Annotated in this window: 16 protein-coding genes; 9 read left to right on the forward strand and 7 right to left on the reverse strand. The window is 71.3% G+C overall.

The annotated features are described in order from the left end of the window. Positions 1–179: 179 nt before the first annotated feature. The gene (locus FHS13_RS01250) at positions 180–797 is read right to left on the reverse strand and encodes a DUF47 family protein (RefSeq protein WP_184286025.1); all 618 of its coding nucleotides are present in this window, start codon (positions 795–797) and stop codon (positions 180–182) included. Positions 798–1210: 413 nt separating this feature from the next. Here FHS13_RS01250 and FHS13_RS01255 point away from each other — a divergent pair, with 413 nt between their 5' ends. The 3 genes from FHS13_RS01255 (at position 1211) to purM (ending at position 4334) form a co-directional block, all read left to right on the forward strand. Further along, complete coding sequence (locus FHS13_RS01255; RefSeq protein ID WP_184286028.1) at positions 1211–1666, forward strand: sterol carrier family protein; 456 nt, start codon at positions 1211–1213, stop codon at positions 1664–1666. Between the two features lie 2 nt (positions 1667–1668). After that, positions 1669–3165 carry an amidophosphoribosyltransferase gene (purF, locus tag FHS13_RS01260; RefSeq protein WP_184286031.1) on the forward strand — a complete coding sequence of 499 codons (1497 nt, stop codon included), beginning with the start codon at positions 1669–1671 and terminating at the stop codon, positions 3163–3165. A 104-nt stretch (positions 3166–3269) separates the two neighbouring features. Next, positions 3270–4334 (forward strand): phosphoribosylformylglycinamidine cyclo-ligase, encoded by a 1065-nt coding sequence (gene purM, locus FHS13_RS01265; RefSeq protein ID WP_184286033.1) that lies wholly within the window; start codon positions 3270–3272, stop codon positions 4332–4334. Positions 4335–4476: 142 nt separating this feature from the next. Here the strand turns inward: purM and FHS13_RS01270 are convergent, their stop codons facing one another. Continuing rightward, positions 4477–4701: a DUF3073 domain-containing protein gene (locus FHS13_RS01270; RefSeq protein ID WP_184286036.1), complete on the reverse strand. Its 225-nt coding sequence runs from the start codon at positions 4699–4701 to the stop codon at positions 4477–4479. A 229-nt stretch (positions 4702–4930) separates the two neighbouring features. Here FHS13_RS01270 and FHS13_RS01275 point away from each other — a divergent pair, with 229 nt between their 5' ends. Together FHS13_RS01275 and bldC are read left to right on the forward strand one after the other, a co-directional pair. Further along, positions 4931–5803 (forward strand): DUF8083 family protein, encoded by an 873-nt coding sequence (locus FHS13_RS01275; protein ID WP_221442188.1) that lies wholly within the window; start codon positions 4931–4933, stop codon positions 5801–5803. A gap of 709 nt (positions 5804–6512) precedes the next feature. Continuing rightward, positions 6513–6716: a developmental transcriptional regulator BldC gene (bldC, locus tag FHS13_RS01280; RefSeq protein WP_013155387.1), complete on the forward strand. Its 204-nt coding sequence runs from the start codon at positions 6513–6515 to the stop codon at positions 6714–6716. A 599-nt stretch (positions 6717–7315) separates the two neighbouring features. Here bldC and FHS13_RS01285 read toward each other — a convergent pair. Next, the gene (locus FHS13_RS01285) at positions 7316–8476 is read right to left on the reverse strand and encodes a hypothetical protein (RefSeq protein WP_184286041.1); all 1161 of its coding nucleotides are present in this window, start codon (positions 8474–8476) and stop codon (positions 7316–7318) included. A 432-nt stretch (positions 8477–8908) separates the two neighbouring features. Continuing rightward, positions 8909–10243: a cell wall protein gene (locus FHS13_RS01290; RefSeq protein WP_184286044.1), complete on the reverse strand. Its 1335-nt coding sequence runs from the start codon at positions 10241–10243 to the stop codon at positions 8909–8911. Between the two features lie 461 nt (positions 10244–10704). Here FHS13_RS01290 and FHS13_RS01295 point away from each other — a divergent pair, with 461 nt between their 5' ends. The 4 genes from FHS13_RS01295 to FHS13_RS01310 all read left to right on the forward strand — a co-directional run bounded on the left by FHS13_RS01295 (position 10705) and on the right by FHS13_RS01310 (position 14003). Beyond that, a complete protein-coding gene (locus FHS13_RS01295; RefSeq protein ID WP_184286047.1) occupies positions 10705–11595 on the forward strand; it encodes an N-acetylmuramoyl-L-alanine amidase in 891 nt (296 codons plus the stop codon). 269 nt (positions 11596–11864) lie between these two features. Next, the gene (locus FHS13_RS01300) at positions 11865–12380 is read left to right on the forward strand and encodes a DivIVA domain-containing protein (RefSeq protein WP_246404276.1); all 516 of its coding nucleotides are present in this window, start codon (positions 11865–11867) and stop codon (positions 12378–12380) included. Positions 12381–12408: 28 nt separating this feature from the next. Continuing rightward, positions 12409–13059, forward strand: a complete 651-nt coding sequence (locus FHS13_RS01305; RefSeq protein ID WP_184286052.1) for a DivIVA domain-containing protein — start codon at positions 12409–12411, stop codon at positions 13057–13059. A 107-nt stretch (positions 13060–13166) separates the two neighbouring features. Then, entirely contained in the window at positions 13167–14003 is an 837-nt protein-coding gene (locus FHS13_RS01310; RefSeq protein ID WP_184286056.1) for a M48 family metalloprotease, read from the forward strand. A gap of 38 nt (positions 14004–14041) precedes the next feature. On the opposite strand, the gene FHS13_RS01315 is transcribed toward FHS13_RS01310, so the two are convergent. The 3 genes from FHS13_RS01315 to FHS13_RS01325 form a co-directional block, all read right to left on the reverse strand. Next, positions 14042–14287 carry a DUF6504 family protein gene (locus FHS13_RS01315; protein ID WP_184286059.1) on the reverse strand — a complete coding sequence of 82 codons (246 nt, stop codon included), beginning with the start codon at positions 14285–14287 and terminating at the stop codon, positions 14042–14044. A 129-nt stretch (positions 14288–14416) separates the two neighbouring features. Next, the gene (locus FHS13_RS01320; protein WP_184286062.1) at positions 14417–14887 is read right to left on the reverse strand and encodes an NUDIX hydrolase; all 471 of its coding nucleotides are present in this window, start codon (positions 14885–14887) and stop codon (positions 14417–14419) included. 108 nt (positions 14888–14995) lie between these two features. Then, positions 14996–17800 (reverse strand): glycoside hydrolase family 3 C-terminal domain-containing protein, encoded by a 2805-nt coding sequence (locus FHS13_RS01325; protein WP_184286065.1) that lies wholly within the window; start codon positions 17798–17800, stop codon positions 14996–14998. Positions 17801–17890: the final 90 nt, after the last annotated feature.

Genomic DNA, 17890 nt, shown 5'->3' on the forward strand with positions numbered 1-17890 from the left:
CTGTGAGGCCTCCCGCACGACATGCCGCGACGGCCCGCTCGGGCGAGCGGACCGTCACGGCGCGACTACCCGGGGACCGGTGCCGCAGGCGGAACTTTTCTGGAAGGAGGGAGATCCTGTACCCGTTCTTTACCTTGGGCCCGCACGGGTGCCGGCTCCGGGAAGGAAGGGGGAGGGGGTCAGCCGTTCTTGACCACGATCGTCTCGACGGTGTTGGCCACGTGCTCGAAGGCGTCGGCCGCGTTCTCCAGCTCCTCGATCACGTCCTTGAGCTTCAGGACCGTGAGGGCGTCGTACTCGCCGCTGAACAGCCGGGCGAGGAGCTTGCGGTAGATGCGGTCCGCCTGGTTCTCCAGCTGGTTGATCTCGATCCAGTACCTGGTGAGGTCGTCCAGGTGGCGGAGCCGGGGCATGGCCTCCGCCGTGAGTTCCGCCGCGCGCTCCAGGACCTCGATCTGGTCGATGATCCCCTTGGGGAGGCGCTCCAGCCCGTAGAGCCCGATGAGGTCGACGGCCGCCTCCATGGAATCCATGACGTCGTCGAGGTTGGAGGCCAGCTGGTAGATGTCCTCGCGGTTGATCGGCGGCGCCGACCCCTTGTTGAGTCGGCGCATGATCGCGTGGGTGGCGTCGTCACCCGCGTGCTCGCAGGCGCGCATCTTCTCGGTGATGGCCTCGCGATCGGCTCCGTCGCTCATCAGCTCCACCAGAAGGCGGGCCGCGATGACCAGGTTGTTCGCCGAGTCGGTGAACATCTCGTAGTAACTGTCATCACGCGGGCGCAAACGCAGGCGCACGTCGTTCTCCCGATGGTGCGGTGGGTCTTCCTTGGTGGATGTTAAGGGGCGTGGGCCTTCGGAATCGGCACGTCACGGAGGCGCAGGCGCCGCCGGGCACGGACGGGGACATCCCCTGTTCATCTTGCGGTGTCGGTGCGCGGAACACCCCGGGGGCCGGGTTCCATCGCAATCCTCCCAATCTCAACAACACCGGGACGCTTCGGGACGCTACCGTGTCGGGCCTCCTCTGACCAGCGGTGCGATGAGACAGGAATCACCCGATCGAGGGGAGACCGGTAGACAGTTCCACCGGCGTTCCCGATCTCCACTTTCCGGCAATACCGGCGTAAACACAAGTACCGGACCTGTTCACCCGGGCCATCGCCCGCAGGCTCCGGACAGCTGTCGCGGGGAGGTCCTACGCTGGCGGCATGCCTTCCCTGACACCGAGTCTCGTGCGCCGTCTCCGCGAAGCCCTGGACACCCTGGGCGAACCCTGCCCGGACGGTGAGGAGGAGGCCGTCCTCGCCTGCGCACGGGCCGTCCTGCGCGCCGGGGAGCCACCCAGGGCCGCTGTGAGGACAGCCGTGCGCGCGAGCCTGGCCATGCTCGCCGACAGCGCCCCCGGCCGCGCCCTGGAGGTGCGCGTACCGCCCTTCGGTGCCGTCCAGGCGGTCGAGGGCCCCAGTCACACCCGGGGCACCCCGCCCGGCGTCGTGGAGACGGACCCCACCACCTGGCTGCGCCTGGCCGTCGGTGACACCGCGTGGGAACAGGCGGTCGCCGAGCACGCGGTACAGGCCAGCGGCACCCGTGCCGACCTGTCCGGACACCTTCCCCTCCGACCCCGGGTGGCATCTCGCCGGGCCCCAGGCACTAAGCTGTGACCGTGTCGCATTCCGACGGCCGGCTCTCCATGGACCTCGACCCGCTCGAACGCGGACCGCAGGACGCCTGCGGTGTATTCGGGGTCTGGGCTCCCGGCGAAGAAGTCAGCAAGCTCACCTACTTCGGCCTCTACGCTCTTCAGCACCGCGGACAGGAGTCCGCGGGGATCGCGCTGAGCGACGGCGAACGCATCCTCGTCTACAAGGACATGGGACTGGTCTCCCAGGTCTTCAACGAGGCGACCCTGGACTCGCTGCGCGGCCATCTGGCCATCGGCCACTGCCGCTACTCGACCACCGGTTCCCCCACCTGGGAGAACGCCCAGCCGACGTTCTACACGGCGCGCGAGGGGGGACTCGCCCTCGGCCACAACGGCAACCTGATCAACACCCCGGAACTGGCCGCGATGCTGCCCCCCAGCCGGGGAGGCGCGTCCACGGACACCGAGGTCCTCACCAACCTGCTGGCCGACGAGGCACGCAGCGGCAGCACCGTCGAGGAAGCGGCCATGAAGCTGCTCCCGAAGGTCCTGGGTGCCTTCTCCCTGGTGTTCATGGACGAGAACACCCTCTACGCGGCACGCGACCCGCAGGGCATCCGCCCGTTCGTGCTGGGCCGCCTGGGCAGCGCCTCGGACGCGGGGGGCTGGGTCGTGGCCAGCGAGACCGCGGCCCTGGACATCGTGGGTGCCGAGTTCGTCCGCGAGATCGAGCCGGGTGAGCTGATCACCGTCGACGAGCGCGGCGTGCGCTCGCGCCGCTTCGCTCCCGCCGAGCCCAAGGGCTGCCTGTTCGAGTACGTCTACCTGGCCCGTCCCGACACCACCATCGCCGGGCGCAACGTCAACTCCACCCGCGTGGAGGTGGGCCGCCGCCTGGCCGGGCAGCACCCGGTGGAGGCCGACCTGGTCATCCCGGTGCCCGAGTCCGGCACCCCCGCCGCGGTGGGCTACGCCGAGGCCAGCGGCATCCCGTTCGCCCAGGGCCTGGTGAAGAACTCCTACGTGGGCCGCACCTTCATCCAGCCGAGCCAGACCCTGCGCCAGCTGGGCATCCGGCTCAAGCTCAACCCGCTGCGCGAGGTCATCGAGGGCCGCCGCCTGGTGGTCGTGGACGACTCGATCGTGCGCGGCAACACCCAGCGCGCCCTGGTGCGGATGCTGCGCGACGCCGGTGCGGCCGAGGTGCACGTGCGCATCTCCAGCCCGCCCGTGCTGTGGCCCTGCTACTACGGCATCGACTTCGCCACCCGCGCCGAGCTCATCGCCGCGAACCTGTCGGTGGAGGAGATCGCCGCATCGGTGGATGCCGACAGCCTGGCCTTCGTCGACCTCGACGAGCTCATCGCCGCGACCCGGGTTCCCGAGGAGCGCCTGTGCCGGGCGTGCTTCGACGGCGTCTACCCGATCGAGGTCGACCCCGCGTCCCGGGGCAAGTACCTGCTGGAGAAGGCCTGCGGAACGCCCGGGGGCCCGACCCTGGCCGGCACCAAGAAGTGACCGCGTGCGGCGGAGCACTCCGCCGCGCCCTCACCCGACCGTGCCCTGCGGCGGCTCGACGCCGCGGGGCGCCAGCACCCACACACAGCACGAGGAGATCTCGCGTGGCAGCCGACAGCACGGGAACGGCGGGCGCCTACGCCGCCGCGGGCGTGGACATCGCCGCCGGTGAGCGCGCCGTCGACCTGATGAAGCGCCACGTGGCGCGCACACGGCGGCCCGAGCAGGTTCCCGACGCCAGCGGTTTCGCGGGCCTGTTCCGCCTGGACACCGCCAAGTACAAGGATCCGGTCCTGGCGACCTCGACCGACGGCGTGGGCACCAAGGTGCTGCTCGCCCAGCAGATGGACCGCCACGACACCATCGGCATCGACCTGGTCGCGATGGTCGTCGACGACCTGGTGGTCTGCGGCGCCGAGCCGCTGTTCATGACCGACTACATCGCCTGCGGCTCGGTGGTGCCCGAGCGCATCGCCGAGATCGTCGGGGGCATCGCCGAGGGTTGCCACCAGGCCGGGTGCGCGCTGATCGGCGGCGAGACCGCCGAGCACCCCGGTGCGATGGGACCGGACGAGTACGACCTGGCCGGCGCGGGCACCGGCGTGGTGGAGGGCGATGCCGTCCTGGGTCCGGACCGGATCCGCGAGGGCGACGCCGTCATCGCGATGGGCTCCTCCGGGCCGCACTCCAACGGCTACTCGCTGGTCCGGCACATCGTGGACAGGGCCGGGCTGGACCTGTCGGCGCACGTGCCCGAGCTGGACGGCGTCCTGGGCGACGTGCTGCTGACTCCGACCCGGGTGTACGCCCAGGACTGCGTGGCGCTGACCGGGGCGGTGGAGGTGCACGCCTACGCGCACATCACCGGCGGCGGCCTGGCGGCCAACCTGTCCCGGTCGCTGCCCGCGCACCTGGACGCCGAGCTGGACCGCTCCACCTGGGTACCGGCCCCCGTGTTCGGCTACCTGGCCGAGAAGGGCGGCGTGAGCAGGGAGGACATGGAGGCCACGTTCAACATGGGCGTGGGCATGGTCGCGGTCGTCGCGGCGGAGGACGCCGGGCGCGCGCTGGAGGTACTGGCCGGACGCGGTGTCCCCGCGTGGCAGCTGGGCTCGGTGACGGCCGGCTCCGGCCGGGCGCGCCTGTCCGGAGAGCACGGAGGCGTATGAAGGGCACAAACATAGCCGGTGCGAACCACCGAAGTGGTTCGCACCGGCTATATCCACCTGTCCGATCCGGTCCCGAGGCGCGGGACCGGCGGTGTACACAGGTCAGCGGTTGTTGTCCGAGCTGTCTGGCAGATCCGTCCGACTATCTGTCGGAGTCGGAGTACTTCTCGGCGAGATCCGCGTAACGGTCGACCAGGTCGTCGTGAGGTTCCGTGTAGGCATCGTCCGGAACCGGAGGCTCCGAAGACGCTGCACGCTCAGCGACACCCAGCTCCGACCGCAGCCGATCAAGGTCGGTCCCACCGGTGCTGTACTTGAGCTTCCGGGCGACCTTCTGCTGCTTGGCCTTGGCTCGGCCGCGCCCCATTGGCTCGACCCCCTCAACGATGGGATTCCGACGAACCCCAGATCCTTAACTAACCCGCACTATCGGGCTGACGGCCGTCAAACGCGGCTGACGACAGGCGCCAGCTTACGTACACATACAACCGTACCTGGTCGGGCGGCGCCATGCCTACGGACCCCGGGTGTGACGGAAGCGGCGTGCAGTGGCCGGTGGGGGCTGTGAAGCACACAGAGGCGGGAGAACCCGCGTGATGAGTGCCACACAACGCGATCTGTGCCACCATTCCTGCGTGCTTCCCTACACCGCCTACCTCCGCATCTACCAGCCGATCGGCTCCTTTCCCTGGGAGGAGCGGCTGCACTGGGAGCGCTACGCCGACTCCTCCGACCGCCCCCGCAGAATCAACGCCCTGGCGGCGGAGCACGCCGAGAGCCTGGAGAGGCTCGTCGCCGCACCCCCGGTGGTGGCACCCGCCGAGGAGAGCCGCAACGCCTACCTCCGGCGGGTGGACGGGCGCCTGTACGTGTGCCCGTGGCAGACCCGGCTGCGGTCGTGGCAGGCCTTCGCCGAGTTCGCCGACGCGACGCCGCCGTCGCTGAGCGAGGCGTTCGTCCCCGAGAGCGAGGCCGAGCGCACCGAGGAGGCCTACCGGTCCTGGCTCGACTCGGGCGCCCAGGTGCGGCCCGGCATCCTGTCGAGCAACTGGACCGTGCCGGTGCCGTGGTTCGCGGCCTTCGAGGGGCAGGAGCGGTGCCTGGTGCTGTCGGCGGACACGACGCGGACCCTGCTGTACCTGACCCGGACCTCGCTGGCGGTACGCCGGCTGGAGCACACGTCCGGGGTGCTGCGCGAGTACATCGGGCAGCACGCCGCGTCGGGCTCGACCGAAGGACTCGTCGACTGGCTGCGCCTGACGGCGCACCCCGACTCGCTGCTGGAGCTGGACTACGGAGGGCTGCCGCACCTGCTGAGCGACGACCACCTCAACGACGACCACTCGGTCGCGGAGGTGTCGGAGGCGCTGAGGGCGCTGGCCGACGGCGACACGGAGCGCGTGCTGGAGTTGCGGGAGCGCATGCTGAGGCGCTGGAGGTTCGTCAAGGCACTGGAACACGCCAACTGAACATGAAGTGCAATTCATGTTTTCGTGGACACCCGGCGGCCTCTGTCGCCGTCCCCGAGGGGCGACGCGCCGCTCCTCAACCTGGTACGCCAGGTTTCTCGCCTCTTCGGAAAAAGAGTTCGTGCACGTGGCAGGGCCTGCGAAGGGCCCGATCCCGCCACCCGGGAGCCACCCCCGGGAAGCTGGGCATAACGCCCCATAGGTCTCGATAGACTGTAGTTGCCCGGTCACGGTACGTCGACGCCGCACCCTCTCCCCCGAAGGCGAAAACCCCTGCCGCACGGGCTTTCCACCCCGCCAGACCAAGCCGCCGAAGCGGGCGAAACCCGGACGTCGCCCCCTCCGGCAACCCATTCCCCGCACAGCAGCCGAGCACGGACAGCACCGCCGCTCGACACCGGAGCAGTCCGGTTTCGGTCGGCCCCCGGTAGCACTTCGGGCGCTCCGGATCGAGAAAAACGAAGCCCGAGAACGAAGTTTTGACCGAATACGCCACATGCCACTAAACGTGTCGCTAGAATCACTTAGCGTGACGCGGCCACGGGCGGCTTTCCGACGCCTCCCACATGCAAAGTTGCTTGTTGTGGTCGCATCATCACCTCGGGTGATGCCAATATGGACCTACGGGAAATATTGGACATCCGGGCGAAGCGCCAGGATGCAGGCTCAAGGATCGGCACGCAGATCCAGGAGGAGAGAGGCCGTACACATGTCAACTCGCACGCCCGAGGCGGAGCCCCTGTTGACCCCCGCCGAGGTTGCCACCATGTTCCGCGTGGACCCCAAGACCGTGACGCGCTGGGCCAAGGCGGGCAAGCTGACCTCGATCCGCACCTTGGGCGGACACCGCCGCTACCGCGAGACCGAGGTCCGCGCCCTGCTGGCGGGGATCCCCAGCCAGCGTACGGAGTGACCTTCCGAGCTGCGCCGACTCCGGGGGAGAACAGCCGTACAGGTTCCGCGCACTGACAGGAGCCGAGAGATCCGAGGGCGGGTCCTTCCACCAGGAAGGACCCGCCCTCCGCATGTCCGAGGACCAGGCGGGGACACCGGCCAGGACGAGGCGAGCCCCCAGACAGGCACAGCCCCGCCCTAGGGGGTGTGCCGTGAGGGCGCCGACGGGGTTCTGCAGGAGCGAGCGACGAAGAACCCCGCCCTGAGGGCGCCCGAGCAGGGGCCAAAGCGAAGCGGAGGCCCCGAAGGGGCAGGGGAGGGCGCCGGCGGGGTTCTGCAGGAGCGGAGCGAAGTGCCGGTCACCCGCAAGTCCACCCCAGCCCCAGGGGGTATGCCGTGAGGGCGCTGGCGGGGTTCTGCAGGAGCGGAGCGAAGTGCCGGTCACCCGCAAGTCCACCCCAGCCCCAGGGGGTATGCCGTGAGGGCGCCGGCGGGGTTCTGCAGGAGCGGAGCGAACATCCGAGGAACGAGGATGTGAGCGCAGCGACGAAGAACCGCGCCCCAAAGGCGCCCGAACCGGGGCCAAAGCGAAGCGGAGGCCCCAAAGCAAACACAGTCTCAGTCCTCGAAGCGGTCGTCCAGGGCACTGGGGCGCTTGCGGGCCAGGAAGGTGGCCGCGCCTCCGCCTCCCACCGCGATCACGGCGGCCGTGACGAGGGCGGCCAGCGAGCTGCCGGTCATCGCCAGGCGGTTCCCCGAGCGGTCCTCCTCCACCGCGCCCTGGTGGAAGCTCTCGCTGCGGCCTCCGGGCTCGGGGGTCCCTCCTGCTGTGTAGGTGGATCCCAGCACCCAGGCGTCGGCGAGGTCCACCGTGCACTCGAGGGCGCCGTCGCCCTCCCCGATCCGGACCAGCACGCCGAGCCAGGTGCGGGCACCGCCGCCCTCCCAACCCGTCTCCTCGTCGCCGAAGGCCGTCTGGTGGCGGGTGAACTGGACGCTGACGGGAACTTCCTCGACCACGTTCCCGTCCCCGTCGAGCACCTCCAGGACGTCCTCCACCCGGTACCCGTTGCCGTCGCCCTCCAGGGGGCCGGTCGGGATGCCGAACGCCGTGAGGTCACCGTGCTCGAAGGTGGTGGCGGACGTGCCGTCGTACCCGGCGCTGGCCGTGGCGGTCACGTCCGCGGCGGTGACCGTCAGGGCGCCTCCCGAGGAGAGCCTGCGTGTGTTGGAGTCGTCGAGGACGATCACGTCGTCCTCTCCCGGGCTCGGCCACGTTCCGGAGACGGAGGGCTTCACCGACGGGGTCTGCCGGGGGATCGGGGCCCGGTCGTCGTCCGGCGGCAAGGCGTCCCCGGACGGGGCCGTCCTCTCCTCCGGGGCGTCCTCGGGAGGTGTCTTCTGTCCGGTCGATGTCCCGGACGCGCTATGCCCCGGGGTGCTCCCGTCCTCGGGCGGAAGCTCGACGATGCCCAGGTCGACGAGGTCGTCGGCCTCCATGCGCAGGGTCGCCGACTCGACGACCGCCTCGGCGTGGGCCCCCTGGGCGTCGATGTAGGTGCGGGTCCGCCCTTTGATCTCGATGTAGGGGGAGAGCGCGCCGAAGGTGCTCTCGGTGACGGCCTCCCCCTCACCGCTGCCGCCGTGGCTGACCGCGGTGGAGTAACCGCTGACGGCGTCACCGGAGGAGGACCAGGCCTGGGCGCTGCCCCACACGAGCGGGTCCGCGGCGGCCGGAGCCGCGACCGCGAGGCCGACCACCGCGAGAGCTGTGGACATGACGGTACCGCTGAGAAGGCGACGGATGGTCGTTCTCTCGGGAGTCACCACAACACTCCTGCCGGTCTGGGGGATGTCCGTTCCCGGAACGGGCCTGTGCCCCGCGTTCGACGTCGAGGGGCGCGGCCGGTCTCGGAACCGGGCACGGGGCGCGGGAGAGGCCGAAGGCTGTCCCGCGCAGAAAGGGGCAGGCACGTAGCGCACATGCTCAGTGCCCTTAGGTGAGAATAGCCGTTGGATCACAAAACGGAAACTGTTCCACCGTCCGGACGCGGGGGCTACTCGTCGTGTAGGAGCGGATACGGGGACAACGACGACGTCTCCGAAGAAGTTCCTGCCCTCACAGGAGCGGAGAAAACAACGACCGGCCCCGGGGCGGGCGCCCCGGGGCCGGTCCGTGCCGGTCGGCCGACGGATGTCGACCTACCGGACTCAGCTCTCGCTGTTCTCCTCGGCGGAGTCGGCGACAGCGTTCTTCTTGCGGCGGGCCAGGTAGGCGGCGGCGCCACCGCCGGCGGCGATCGCGGCGCCGGCCGCGATCAGGCCGGCCACCGGGCTGCCGGTCGTGGCCAGAGCGGCCTCGGTCGGCTTGGGCTCGGGCTTGGCGAGCTCCTCGGTGTTCCGGGTGTTCTCGGCCTCGTCCTTGCCGTCGCCCTTGTCGTCACCCTTGTCCTCGCCGCCACCGGCGTCGACGGACTCGAGGCCGTAGCTGGCGTAGGCCACGCCGAGGGGGTATTCGCCGTAGAAGCCGTCGGCCTCGTCCGTCGCGGGGACGTCGACGCCGAGCATGATGCCGGTGTAGGCGTCCTGCCAGTCGTAGCCGAGCTCCACGGAGGTCCAGGCCTCGCTGACATCGAACGGTTCGACGTTGGCTCCGAACTCGTTCACGGAGTAGGAGACGCTGCCGGGGTCGAAGGAGTGGGAGACCTTGCCGCTCCAGCTGTAGGTGGTGGTGACGCTGGCGCCGCTGAGGGTGGCGTCCAGGACGATCGCGTCACCGCCGTCGGTGAGCTCGTACTCCTCCAGCGCGAGAACCTCGTCCTCGGTGGAGTCGACGACCGCGGCCTCGGCGTCCACCTCGTCGGCAGGGGCGGTCTCTTCCTCGGTGGGGTCGGCCTCACCATCGGTGGAACCGCTGTCGCCACCGGCCTCGCCATCGGTCTCACCGTTGCCGGTGTCGTCACCGCCGGTGGAGCCACCGTCGGCCTCGCCGTTGCCGGTGTCGTCACCGCCGGTGGAGCCACCGTCGGTCTCGCCGTTGCCGGTGTCGTCGCCACCGGTGGAGTCACCGTCGGCCTCGGAGGACTCGTCCGGAGCGTCGTCGGACTCCCCGTCCTCGGTCTCCTCGGCCTCGTCCGCTTCGTCCTTGTCTTCCTCGTCCTCCTCGGTCTCCTCCTCGTCCTCTTCGTCGAGACCGTCGAGGATGGCCTGGACGTCGTCGGCGGTGAGCACGATCCGGGCGCTGTCCACCGTGGCGGTGGAGCTGGCGCCGTTGCCGTTGACCGAGGCAGAGGTGGAGGCACTGAGGCTGAGGAACTCGTCCAGGCTGCCCTGGAAGCTGTTGCTGTCGCCGCCGCTCCCGCCCTGCGGGATGACGTCGGTCGCGGAGACGCCCTGCTCGTAGCCGACGTAGGCATAGGCCCATCCGGCGGCACTCGTGTCGGCAGCGGCGGGAAGGGCCGTCGCAATACTCATCGCACCCAGAGCGGCGAAGGCCGCGCTGCCCTGGAGAATGCGGCGAGCGGTGATTTTGGGGGTGCTCTTCAAAATCAATCCTCTTGGGATCTCAGCCCGAACCTGTCGGACTGCGCCTGACCCGGACAACGACCGCAGGCGAAGGGAAAGTCACCGCGGGAAGGGTGGGCCAGGGTGGGACGGGGGGGACAAGACGGCACGGAAAAGCCATCTACCAGGGGAATCTCAGGACTCGGCCTTGAACGGAAGGGCCGGCGGATCCGAAACCGGATCGCTTCCCATCTCCTGCGTAAAGCTTACACATATACAGACGACCGAAATGTACGAAATATGATAACAAGAACATCACAAGCACATCGTGGACCGACATCGGCGACACAGAGAGCAGAGCGAGAAAAATTTTGAATATCGCGTAAACCAATCGCCCGTTCAAGCGTCTTACCAAGAGCGCCTTTTCCGGAGGAAAGGCTTTCCGGCCCCTTGTGCCGGACCCGCCGGGGTGCTCCGGTCCTCCGAGCGGTTAGGTTGAGCCCATGCCCGACTCCGCACCGCCGGGGCACCGGAGCCGCGCGGCCCGCGCCCTGACCTCCCTCCCCCTGGTCCTCCTGCTCGCCTCCTGCTCCGGCTCGCCGGGGCCGGCCCCCGGCGAGGACCCCACCGCCACCCTGCCGCTCCCCGGTCCCGACGACGGTTCTTCGGGCACGGAGGAGCGAGGAGAGCCGGGCGACGCCGCTCCTTCCACCGGTCCGGTCGGCGACGGCCCCCTCGGCGGCCGCGTCGTCGTCATCGACCCCGGTCACAACGGCGGCAACGCCGAGGCACCCTCCGAGATCAACGAGCTCGTCCCCGCCGGGCAGCACGAGAAGGCGTGCGACACCGTCGGCGCCCAGACCGCGAGCGGCTACGCCGAGCACGAGTTCAACTGGGAGGTCTCCCTCCTCGTCCGAGAGAAGCTGGAGGCGGACGGCGCCACCGTGGTCCTCACCCGCCAGGACAACGAGAGCGTCGGGCCCTGCATCGACGAGCGCGCCGGCATCGGGAACGAGGCCGGTGCCGACGCCTCCGTGTCCATCCACGCCGACGGCGGCCCCGAGTCGGGCCGGGGGTTCCACGTGATCCTGCCGGGCGAGGTCGAGGGCTACACCGACGACATCACCGACGAGTCCCGTGTCCTGGCCGAGGACCTGCACCGCGAGTACCTGGACGGCAGCGGCATCCCCTACGCCGACTACCTCGCCGACGGGGGCTTCGACGAGCGCACCGACCTGGGCGGGCTCAACATGTCCGACGTGCCGAAGGTGTTCCTGGAGATGGGCAACATGCGCAATGCCGAGGACGCCGCGCTCATGGAGGACCCCGAGTGGCGCGAACAGGCAGCCTCGGCCGTGGCCCGCGGTCTGGCCGTCTACCTCCTGAGGAACTAGGCCCTGTTCTTTGGAGCATCTCGGGCCGCACGGCCGGCCAGGCGCCCCCTTGCAGCGCCGGAGAGCTTGCGAAACCCGCCAGGCCGAGCTGCGCTCTCCGCCCTGCACGGGAACGCTTGGCCGGCCGTTCGCCGAGGAATCGGCTCCGCCGATACGGCGAGAGCATCCAAAAAACAGGGCCTGGAACCAGCGGGAGGACGTGTCCGCCATCGGACACCTGCCCGCGCCGAGTCTGGCGCGCCACAGTGCCTCCCGGCATAATGCGGCGCATGGGCTTCCCTTCCCCTCCCCCCGTGCCCGAGTTCGACGTGGTGCTGCGCGGCTACGACCGCACCCAGGTGACCGATGCCGTCACCCGCGCCCACGCCGCCGTCAGCGGTGACTCCTCCGCACCGCACATCGGCGCAGCCGAACTCGCCGCGCTCAACTTCGACGTGGTCCTGCGCGGCTACGACCGCACCCAGGTGGGCTGGTACGTCGACAACCTCCTCACGGAACTGCGCGTGGCCGAGGGCGGGGATCCCGCTCCTCCGTCGTCCGCTCCTCCTCCACCCGAGTTCGACCTCCTCCTGCGCGGCTACGACCGCACCCAGGTGACCGATGCGGTCACCCGCGCGTTCGCCACCCTGAACGGTGACTCCTCCGCACCGCACATCGGCGCAGCCGAACTCGCCGCGCTCAACTTCGACGTGGTCCTGCGCGGCTACGACCGCACCCAGGTGGGCTCGTACGTCGACGACCTCGTCGCGCGGCTGCGCGCGGCCGAGGACCGCACCGCTCGATGACCGCCCCGACAACCTCCTGATCTGCACAATGGGGACCATGCCTCTGACACCGGCGGACATCCGCAACAAGAAGTTCCAGACGGTGCGCCTGCGCCCGGGATACAACGAGGAGGATGTCGACGCGCTGCTCGACCGCATCGAGGCCACGCTCGTCGCGCTGGAGGGCGGGCCGCGGCGGGGGGAGCTCGTCACCGCCGAGGAAGTACGCAACTCCCGGTTCCGCACCACGCGGCTGAGCCCGGGGTACCGCGAGGACCAGGTCGACGACTTCCTCGACATCGTGATCGCCGACCTGGCGGGACGCGGACTCGGCCGGGCGAGCGAGGCACCGCCGCTTCCGGAGCGGCCGGCGCCGTCCCCGCCGGAGCCGGCGCGCGCCGCCGGCCCCGCGCGCCGCCGGCAGGGGATGACGCCGCAGGACGTCCGCGACCAGCGCTTCGCGACCACCCGCCTGACCACGGGCTACAACGAGCAGGAGGTCGACGAGTTCCTGGACCGCGCCGAGTTCACGCTGGACATGCTCCTGAGGGGCCGCCGGGACCGGCGGTGCCTGACCTCCTCGGACGTGGAGCGGGTCCAGTTCTCGACCACCAGGGCCCGGCCGGGATACGACCCCTCGCAGGTCGACCACTTCCTGGATCTCCTCGCCGAGGAGCTGCGCGGCCACGAGCAGTCCTGACACGCCGCCGGGAGATGTCCCCGCTCCGGGGAAACGGAAAGTAATAATCGAGTACAGACAGTCATTGCCCTGTGTCGTTCGCGGCCCGTGCCCCGAGGAGAGCAGGCATGCCCGAGTACTCCGCGCCGCCGTGCCCCGAGGAGTTGTGCGAACCCGGCGCCGACGAGGAGGCCGTTCCGGTCACCGCCCACCCGTGGGAGGCACTCCTGCTGGTCGTGTGCACGGCCGTCGGCCTGTCCGCCATCGCGCTCCTGGCCGGGGCGGTGTGGTCGCTGACCGGATCACCGGTGTGGACGGCCGCCGCCGTGTCGGCGGTGCCCGCCGTGTGCTGGGCGGTGCGGGGCCTGCGCCACGCGCGGCACCGGGCGGAGTCGGTGCGGGTCTCCCCCACCCAGTTCCCCGACGCGCACCGGATCGTCACGACGCTGTCCGCCGCCATGGGGCTGCCCCGTCCGCCGGAGGCCTACGTGCTCACCGCGCCCGGCCGCGGCGGTGCGGCGGCGCACGGGCTGCGCCGCTACCTGGTGCTGCCCGGCTCCCTGTTCGAGGGCGGTGCCAGGGTCGGTGACCCCGACGCCCTCACCTTCCGGGTGGCGCACCAGCTCGGGCATCTGGTCGCGGGGCACACCGGGTTCTGGCGCAGGGTGGCCACCCTGGGTGCCGAGCTCGTCCCCGGTCTGGGTGCCGCGCTGGCACGGGCGGCCGAGTACACGGCCGACAACCACGCCTACGCGTACTTCCCCGAGGGCGCCCACACCGTGCGGATCCACGCGGGCGGTCCGCACCTGTACCCGAGGGTGAACATGGGGGAGATGGCCGACCGCGTGCGTACCGACCGGGGCCTCTCGCTCCTGCTCTACCACCTGGTGTCGCGGCGGCCGAGCAACATCCGCCGCATGGCCGCTCTGCGCGACCGCGGCCGCCGGGGCCGGATCTTCCTCTGAGGCCGGTGCGCCTCCGCGGTCCGGAGGCGCACCGGGCGTCAGTTCCACTGCCGCCGCATGGTCCAGCAGTCGGAGGCCGCGTCGCGCCTGATGTCGATGATGCTGGGCTCGCCCGCCTCGGACTCGGCCGAGACGCGGATCAGGCGGGTGTCGGGCGCTTCCGGGTGGGGGGACCAGTCGCCCATGATCCGGAGGACCCGGAAGGTGCGGCCGCGCCAGGTGAACTGCGCGGGGTTCCCACCGGCGGTGGAGCGGACGTCGATCTGTTCGTTCAGAAGACTCACTGGGGCAGCCTATCGAACTCGTGTTCGAGTTTGTCGGTGACAGGGGAAACCGGAGAACCGGCCGCCGAACACCCTAGAATCCCGGCGCCCCCGTGTCCGGGACACCGCCCCGGCGTGTCGCGAAGCCCCTCAGAGGACGAGGTAGGGGTCGGGTCGATCGGAGCGGGCGTCGTCGATGCGCCGGGTGATGCGCGGGTGCATCCGCGGGAGCTCGTCCGGGGCGAACCAGCGCACCTCCAGCGTCTCGTCGCCCTCGGCACTGGGTGCGCCGCCCACCGGGCGGCAGCGGAAGGCCAGGTCGAGGAACTGCACCCGGTCGCCGTTGGGATAGGTGTGCGGCTCCTGCGCCACCACGCTGGCCAGGCGCTCCACGGCGACCTCGACACCGGTCTCCTCGCGGACCTCGCGCACCACCGCGCCGGCCGGCTGCTCGCCCGGCTCCAGAATTCCTCCGGGGGTGCACCAGCGGCCGTCGTCGGCACGCCGGTGCAGGAGCACCCGGCCCTCCTCGTCGAGCACGATCCCCGTCACCCCGACGAGGGGGACGAGGTCGTGTCCCACATGGCGGCGCAACTCCACAAGAAACTCAGGTACGGGCATGCCCCGACCCTAAGGCGTGTTCCGCGGACACCCGCCCCCGTGCCCGACCGCCCCGGCGGGTCCCCGTGCCCGGGCGGTCGGCGGGCGGGCCGGCCGCCCGGGCGCGCCTCACCTGTCGAAGGCGATCTCGGCCACGGCCGTGCCCGGGGTGTCGAGGACGACGTAGAGGTCGCGGACCCCCTGTGCCCCGACCACCGGCGCGGCGACCTCGGCGAAGTCGTACGGGCCGCCGGGCGCGACCTTCAGCGCGGCCAGGGTCGGCCCCGCGTGGGGGTCGTCCAGGACCAGGCGGACCTCGGCGGGCCGCTCGGAGCCCGCCCTCACCCGGCACGAGGAGACACCCTCACCGAAGTCGACCCCGCGCATCAGCAGCCAGGAACCGGGGTGGCGGGAGCGCACGGCGTCGCCCCGGTCCGGGGCGGCGGGGCACAGCACGGTTCCCCGGGCCTCGTCGTACCCGTCGGCGGCCCAGGCGCGGGCGGCGTCCCGGGGCGGGATCACCTCGCCCGGCACGTCCAAGGGGAGGACGGAGCGGATGTCGGCGGCCGACCGGCCCACCAGCACCTCCCGCGGGGCCTGCTCCACCGTGAAGCGGTCGCGCGTGGTGTCCCACAGCGCGAGTCGCGCCGTGTCGAAGGACACCTCTGCCACCGCGCTCTCGCCCGGCTCCACCCGGACCCGGGCGAAGCCGCGCAGAGCCCGCAGCGGCACGCGCACCCGCGAGGTGAGCTGGCGGGTGTACACCTGCACGACCTCCTCGGCCGGGCGCGTCCCCGTGTTGGCCACCCGCACCCTCACCGAGACCCGGTCGCCGTCGACGGCGACCTCCGGGTCCAGGTACTCCACCCGCGTGTAGCCGAGCCCGTGCCCGAACGGGTACAGCGGCTCTCCGTCGAAGTAGAGGTAGGTGCCGCCCGACGAGATGATGTCGTAGTCCAGCAGGTCGGGCAGGTCGTCGGCGGACCGGTACCAGGTCTGGGGGAGCCGCCCGGAGGGCTCGGTGTCGCCGAACAGCACGTCGGCGAGCGCGCGCCCGTACTCCTGGCCGCCGTGCGCCGACCACAGGACCGCCGGGACGTGCTCGTCCGCCCACGTGACGGCGAACGGGTATCCGCTGCTGAGCACGAGCACTGTGGCGGGGTTGGCCGCGCGGACCGCGCGCAGCACCCGCTCCTGGGCGGCGGGCAGGGCCAGGTCGGTGCGGTCCTCGGTCTCGCGTCCGTTGACCATCGGGTGGTCCCCCGCCACGACCACGGCGACGTCGGCCGTGGCCGCGACCCGCGCCGCCTCCTCGGCCCCCGAGCCCAGGCCCCGGATCCACACGGGCAGGGCGCGCGCCCCGTCCTCGGAGAGTTCGAGGGTGGCGCCGTCGGAGCCGACGCACACGTGGCGCCCGGTGTGGATCTGCACCAGCGTGTACAGGTGGCCGGCGATGACCTCCTCCAGTCGGAAGGTCTGGCGCACCTCCCACGTCCCGGGCCCCGGGGCTGTGCAGGCGAGCACCCCGTCCGGCCCTTCGTCCAGGTACTTCCCCGTCTGCTCCGAACGCAGGGCGAAGGCCCCTCCGCCCCAGTCCAGGAGCGCGAACCCGCTGCCGGGCGGGAGCACCGGCGCCGCCTCCCGGCCGACGGACTCCAACCGCAGCGGCTCCCCCTCCCCGGGCTCGGCGACCACCCCCGCCCCGAACGTGAACAGCCGCACCCGGTCGGCGCCCTCGCAGAACACGGTCTCGACGCGCTCGGCGAGTCCGGCGCGGGCGGTGACCGCGTAGGGCAGGGTTCCGCTGTACCAGTCCTCCAGCACCGTGTCGCCGAGCTGGCCGACGACCGCCACGCGCCGCACGTCGCGCAGCGGCAGCACACCGCCCTCGTTGCGCAGCAGGACGATCGAGCGGGCGGCCGCCTCGCGGGCCAGGGCTCGGAAGGCAGGGGTGTCGGCGGCCCCCTCGTCGGCGGGGCCGGGGTCGAACTCGCCCAGCCGCAGCCGCACCGACAGGGCGCGGCGCGCGGCGCGGTCGATGTCGTCCTCGGTGAGCAGGCCGCGCTTGAGCGCCTCGCGGATGTGGCCGAGGGTCTCCTCGGGCCGGTCGTCGTCCTGGGTGAAGCTGTCCAGGCCCGCGCGGATCGCGGCGGCGTAGGCGGTGGGCGCGTCGGGGTGGAAGCCCTGGAGCCCGTGGAGGTTGCCGGGGGCGAAGGCGTCGCTCACCACGAGCAGCTCGTCGGGGGCCTCCTCGCGCAGCACGTCGCCCAGGAGCGGGCTCAGGTGCGCGGGCCTGCCGTTGACGAGGTTGTAGGAGGGCATGACGGCCACCGCGGAGCCCTCGCGCAGCGCGGGGAGGTAGGCGGGCAGTTCGTACTCGCGCAGTACGCGGGGCGGCAGGTCGCTGGAGGTGGTGCAGCGGTCGGTCTCGTTGTTGTAGCCGAGGAAGTGCTTGAGGGTCGGTGCGGTGCGCAGGCGCTGCCCGTCCCCGGCCAGCCCGCGCGCGTAGGCGGCGGCGAGCAGCCCGGTGAGCCAGGGGTCCTCGGAGTAGCCCTCCTCGTTGCGGCCCCAGCGGGGGTCGCGCAGCGGGTTGGCCACGGGTGCCCACACGTTGCGGCCGGCGCCCCGGTCCCTCGCCGCGAGGACCTCGTCGGCGGTGGCCCCGCCGACCCGGCGGAGCAGGTCGGGGTCCCAGGCGGCGGCGAGCCCGACCGCCTGGGGGAAGACAGTGGCGGGGCCGAGCCAGGCCAGGCCGTGCAGGGCCTCGGTCCCCGTCCGGAAGGGGGCCAGTCCCAGGCGCTCGACGGGTGCCTGGTGCTGGTGGAGCAGGCCGATCTTCTCCTCGGTGGTGAGCAGGCCCAGCAGGGCGTCCAGCCTCTCCTCGTCCGGGAGGCCGGGGTCTCGGTGGGGCAGAGCGGTCGGAGCAGGGGTCATGGGGGGTTTCCGCCTCTCGTCGGTGGGCAATGCCGACCCAAATCGAACCGCTTCGACTTCGACGCCGACAGACCCTTGTGTCACAGTTCA

The sequence above is a fragment of the Nocardiopsis algeriensis genome, from assembly GCF_014203695.1.
In the GTDB taxonomy this organism is placed as follows: domain Bacteria; phylum Actinomycetota; class Actinomycetes; order Streptosporangiales; family Streptosporangiaceae; genus Nocardiopsis; species Nocardiopsis algeriensis.

What these genes read in the sequence shown, in the direction of transcription:
- FHS13_RS01255 (WP_184286028.1), top strand. Translation starts at nt 1,211, where the DNA reads ATGCCTTCCCTGACACCGAGTCTCGTGCGCCGTCTCCGCGAAGCCCTG.
- FHS13_RS01270 (WP_184286036.1), bottom strand. Translation starts at nt 4,701, where the DNA reads ATGGGGCGCGGCCGAGCCAAGGCCAAGCAGCAGAAGGTCGCCCGGAAG.
- FHS13_RS01275 (WP_221442188.1), top strand. Translation starts at nt 4,931, where the DNA reads ATGAGTGCCACACAACGCGATCTGTGCCACCATTCCTGCGTGCTTCCC.
- bldC (WP_013155387.1), top strand. Translation starts at nt 6,513, where the DNA reads ATGTCAACTCGCACGCCCGAGGCGGAGCCCCTGTTGACCCCCGCCGAG.
- FHS13_RS01285 (WP_184286041.1), bottom strand. Translation starts at nt 8,476, where the DNA reads ATGTCCACAGCTCTCGCGGTGGTCGGCCTCGCGGTCGCGGCTCCGGCC.
- FHS13_RS01295 (WP_184286047.1), top strand. Translation starts at nt 10,705, where the DNA reads ATGCCCGACTCCGCACCGCCGGGGCACCGGAGCCGCGCGGCCCGCGCC.
- FHS13_RS01300 (WP_246404276.1), top strand. Translation starts at nt 11,865, where the DNA reads ATGGGCTTCCCTTCCCCTCCCCCCGTGCCCGAGTTCGACGTGGTGCTG.
- FHS13_RS01305 (WP_184286052.1), top strand. Translation starts at nt 12,409, where the DNA reads ATGGGGACCATGCCTCTGACACCGGCGGACATCCGCAACAAGAAGTTC.
- FHS13_RS01310 (WP_184286056.1), top strand. Translation starts at nt 13,167, where the DNA reads ATGCCCGAGTACTCCGCGCCGCCGTGCCCCGAGGAGTTGTGCGAACCC.
- FHS13_RS01320 (WP_184286062.1), bottom strand. Translation starts at nt 14,887, where the DNA reads ATGCCCGTACCTGAGTTTCTTGTGGAGTTGCGCCGCCATGTGGGACAC.
- FHS13_RS01325 (WP_184286065.1), bottom strand. Translation starts at nt 17,800, where the DNA reads ATGACCCCTGCTCCGACCGCTCTGCCCCACCGAGACCCCGGCCTCCCG.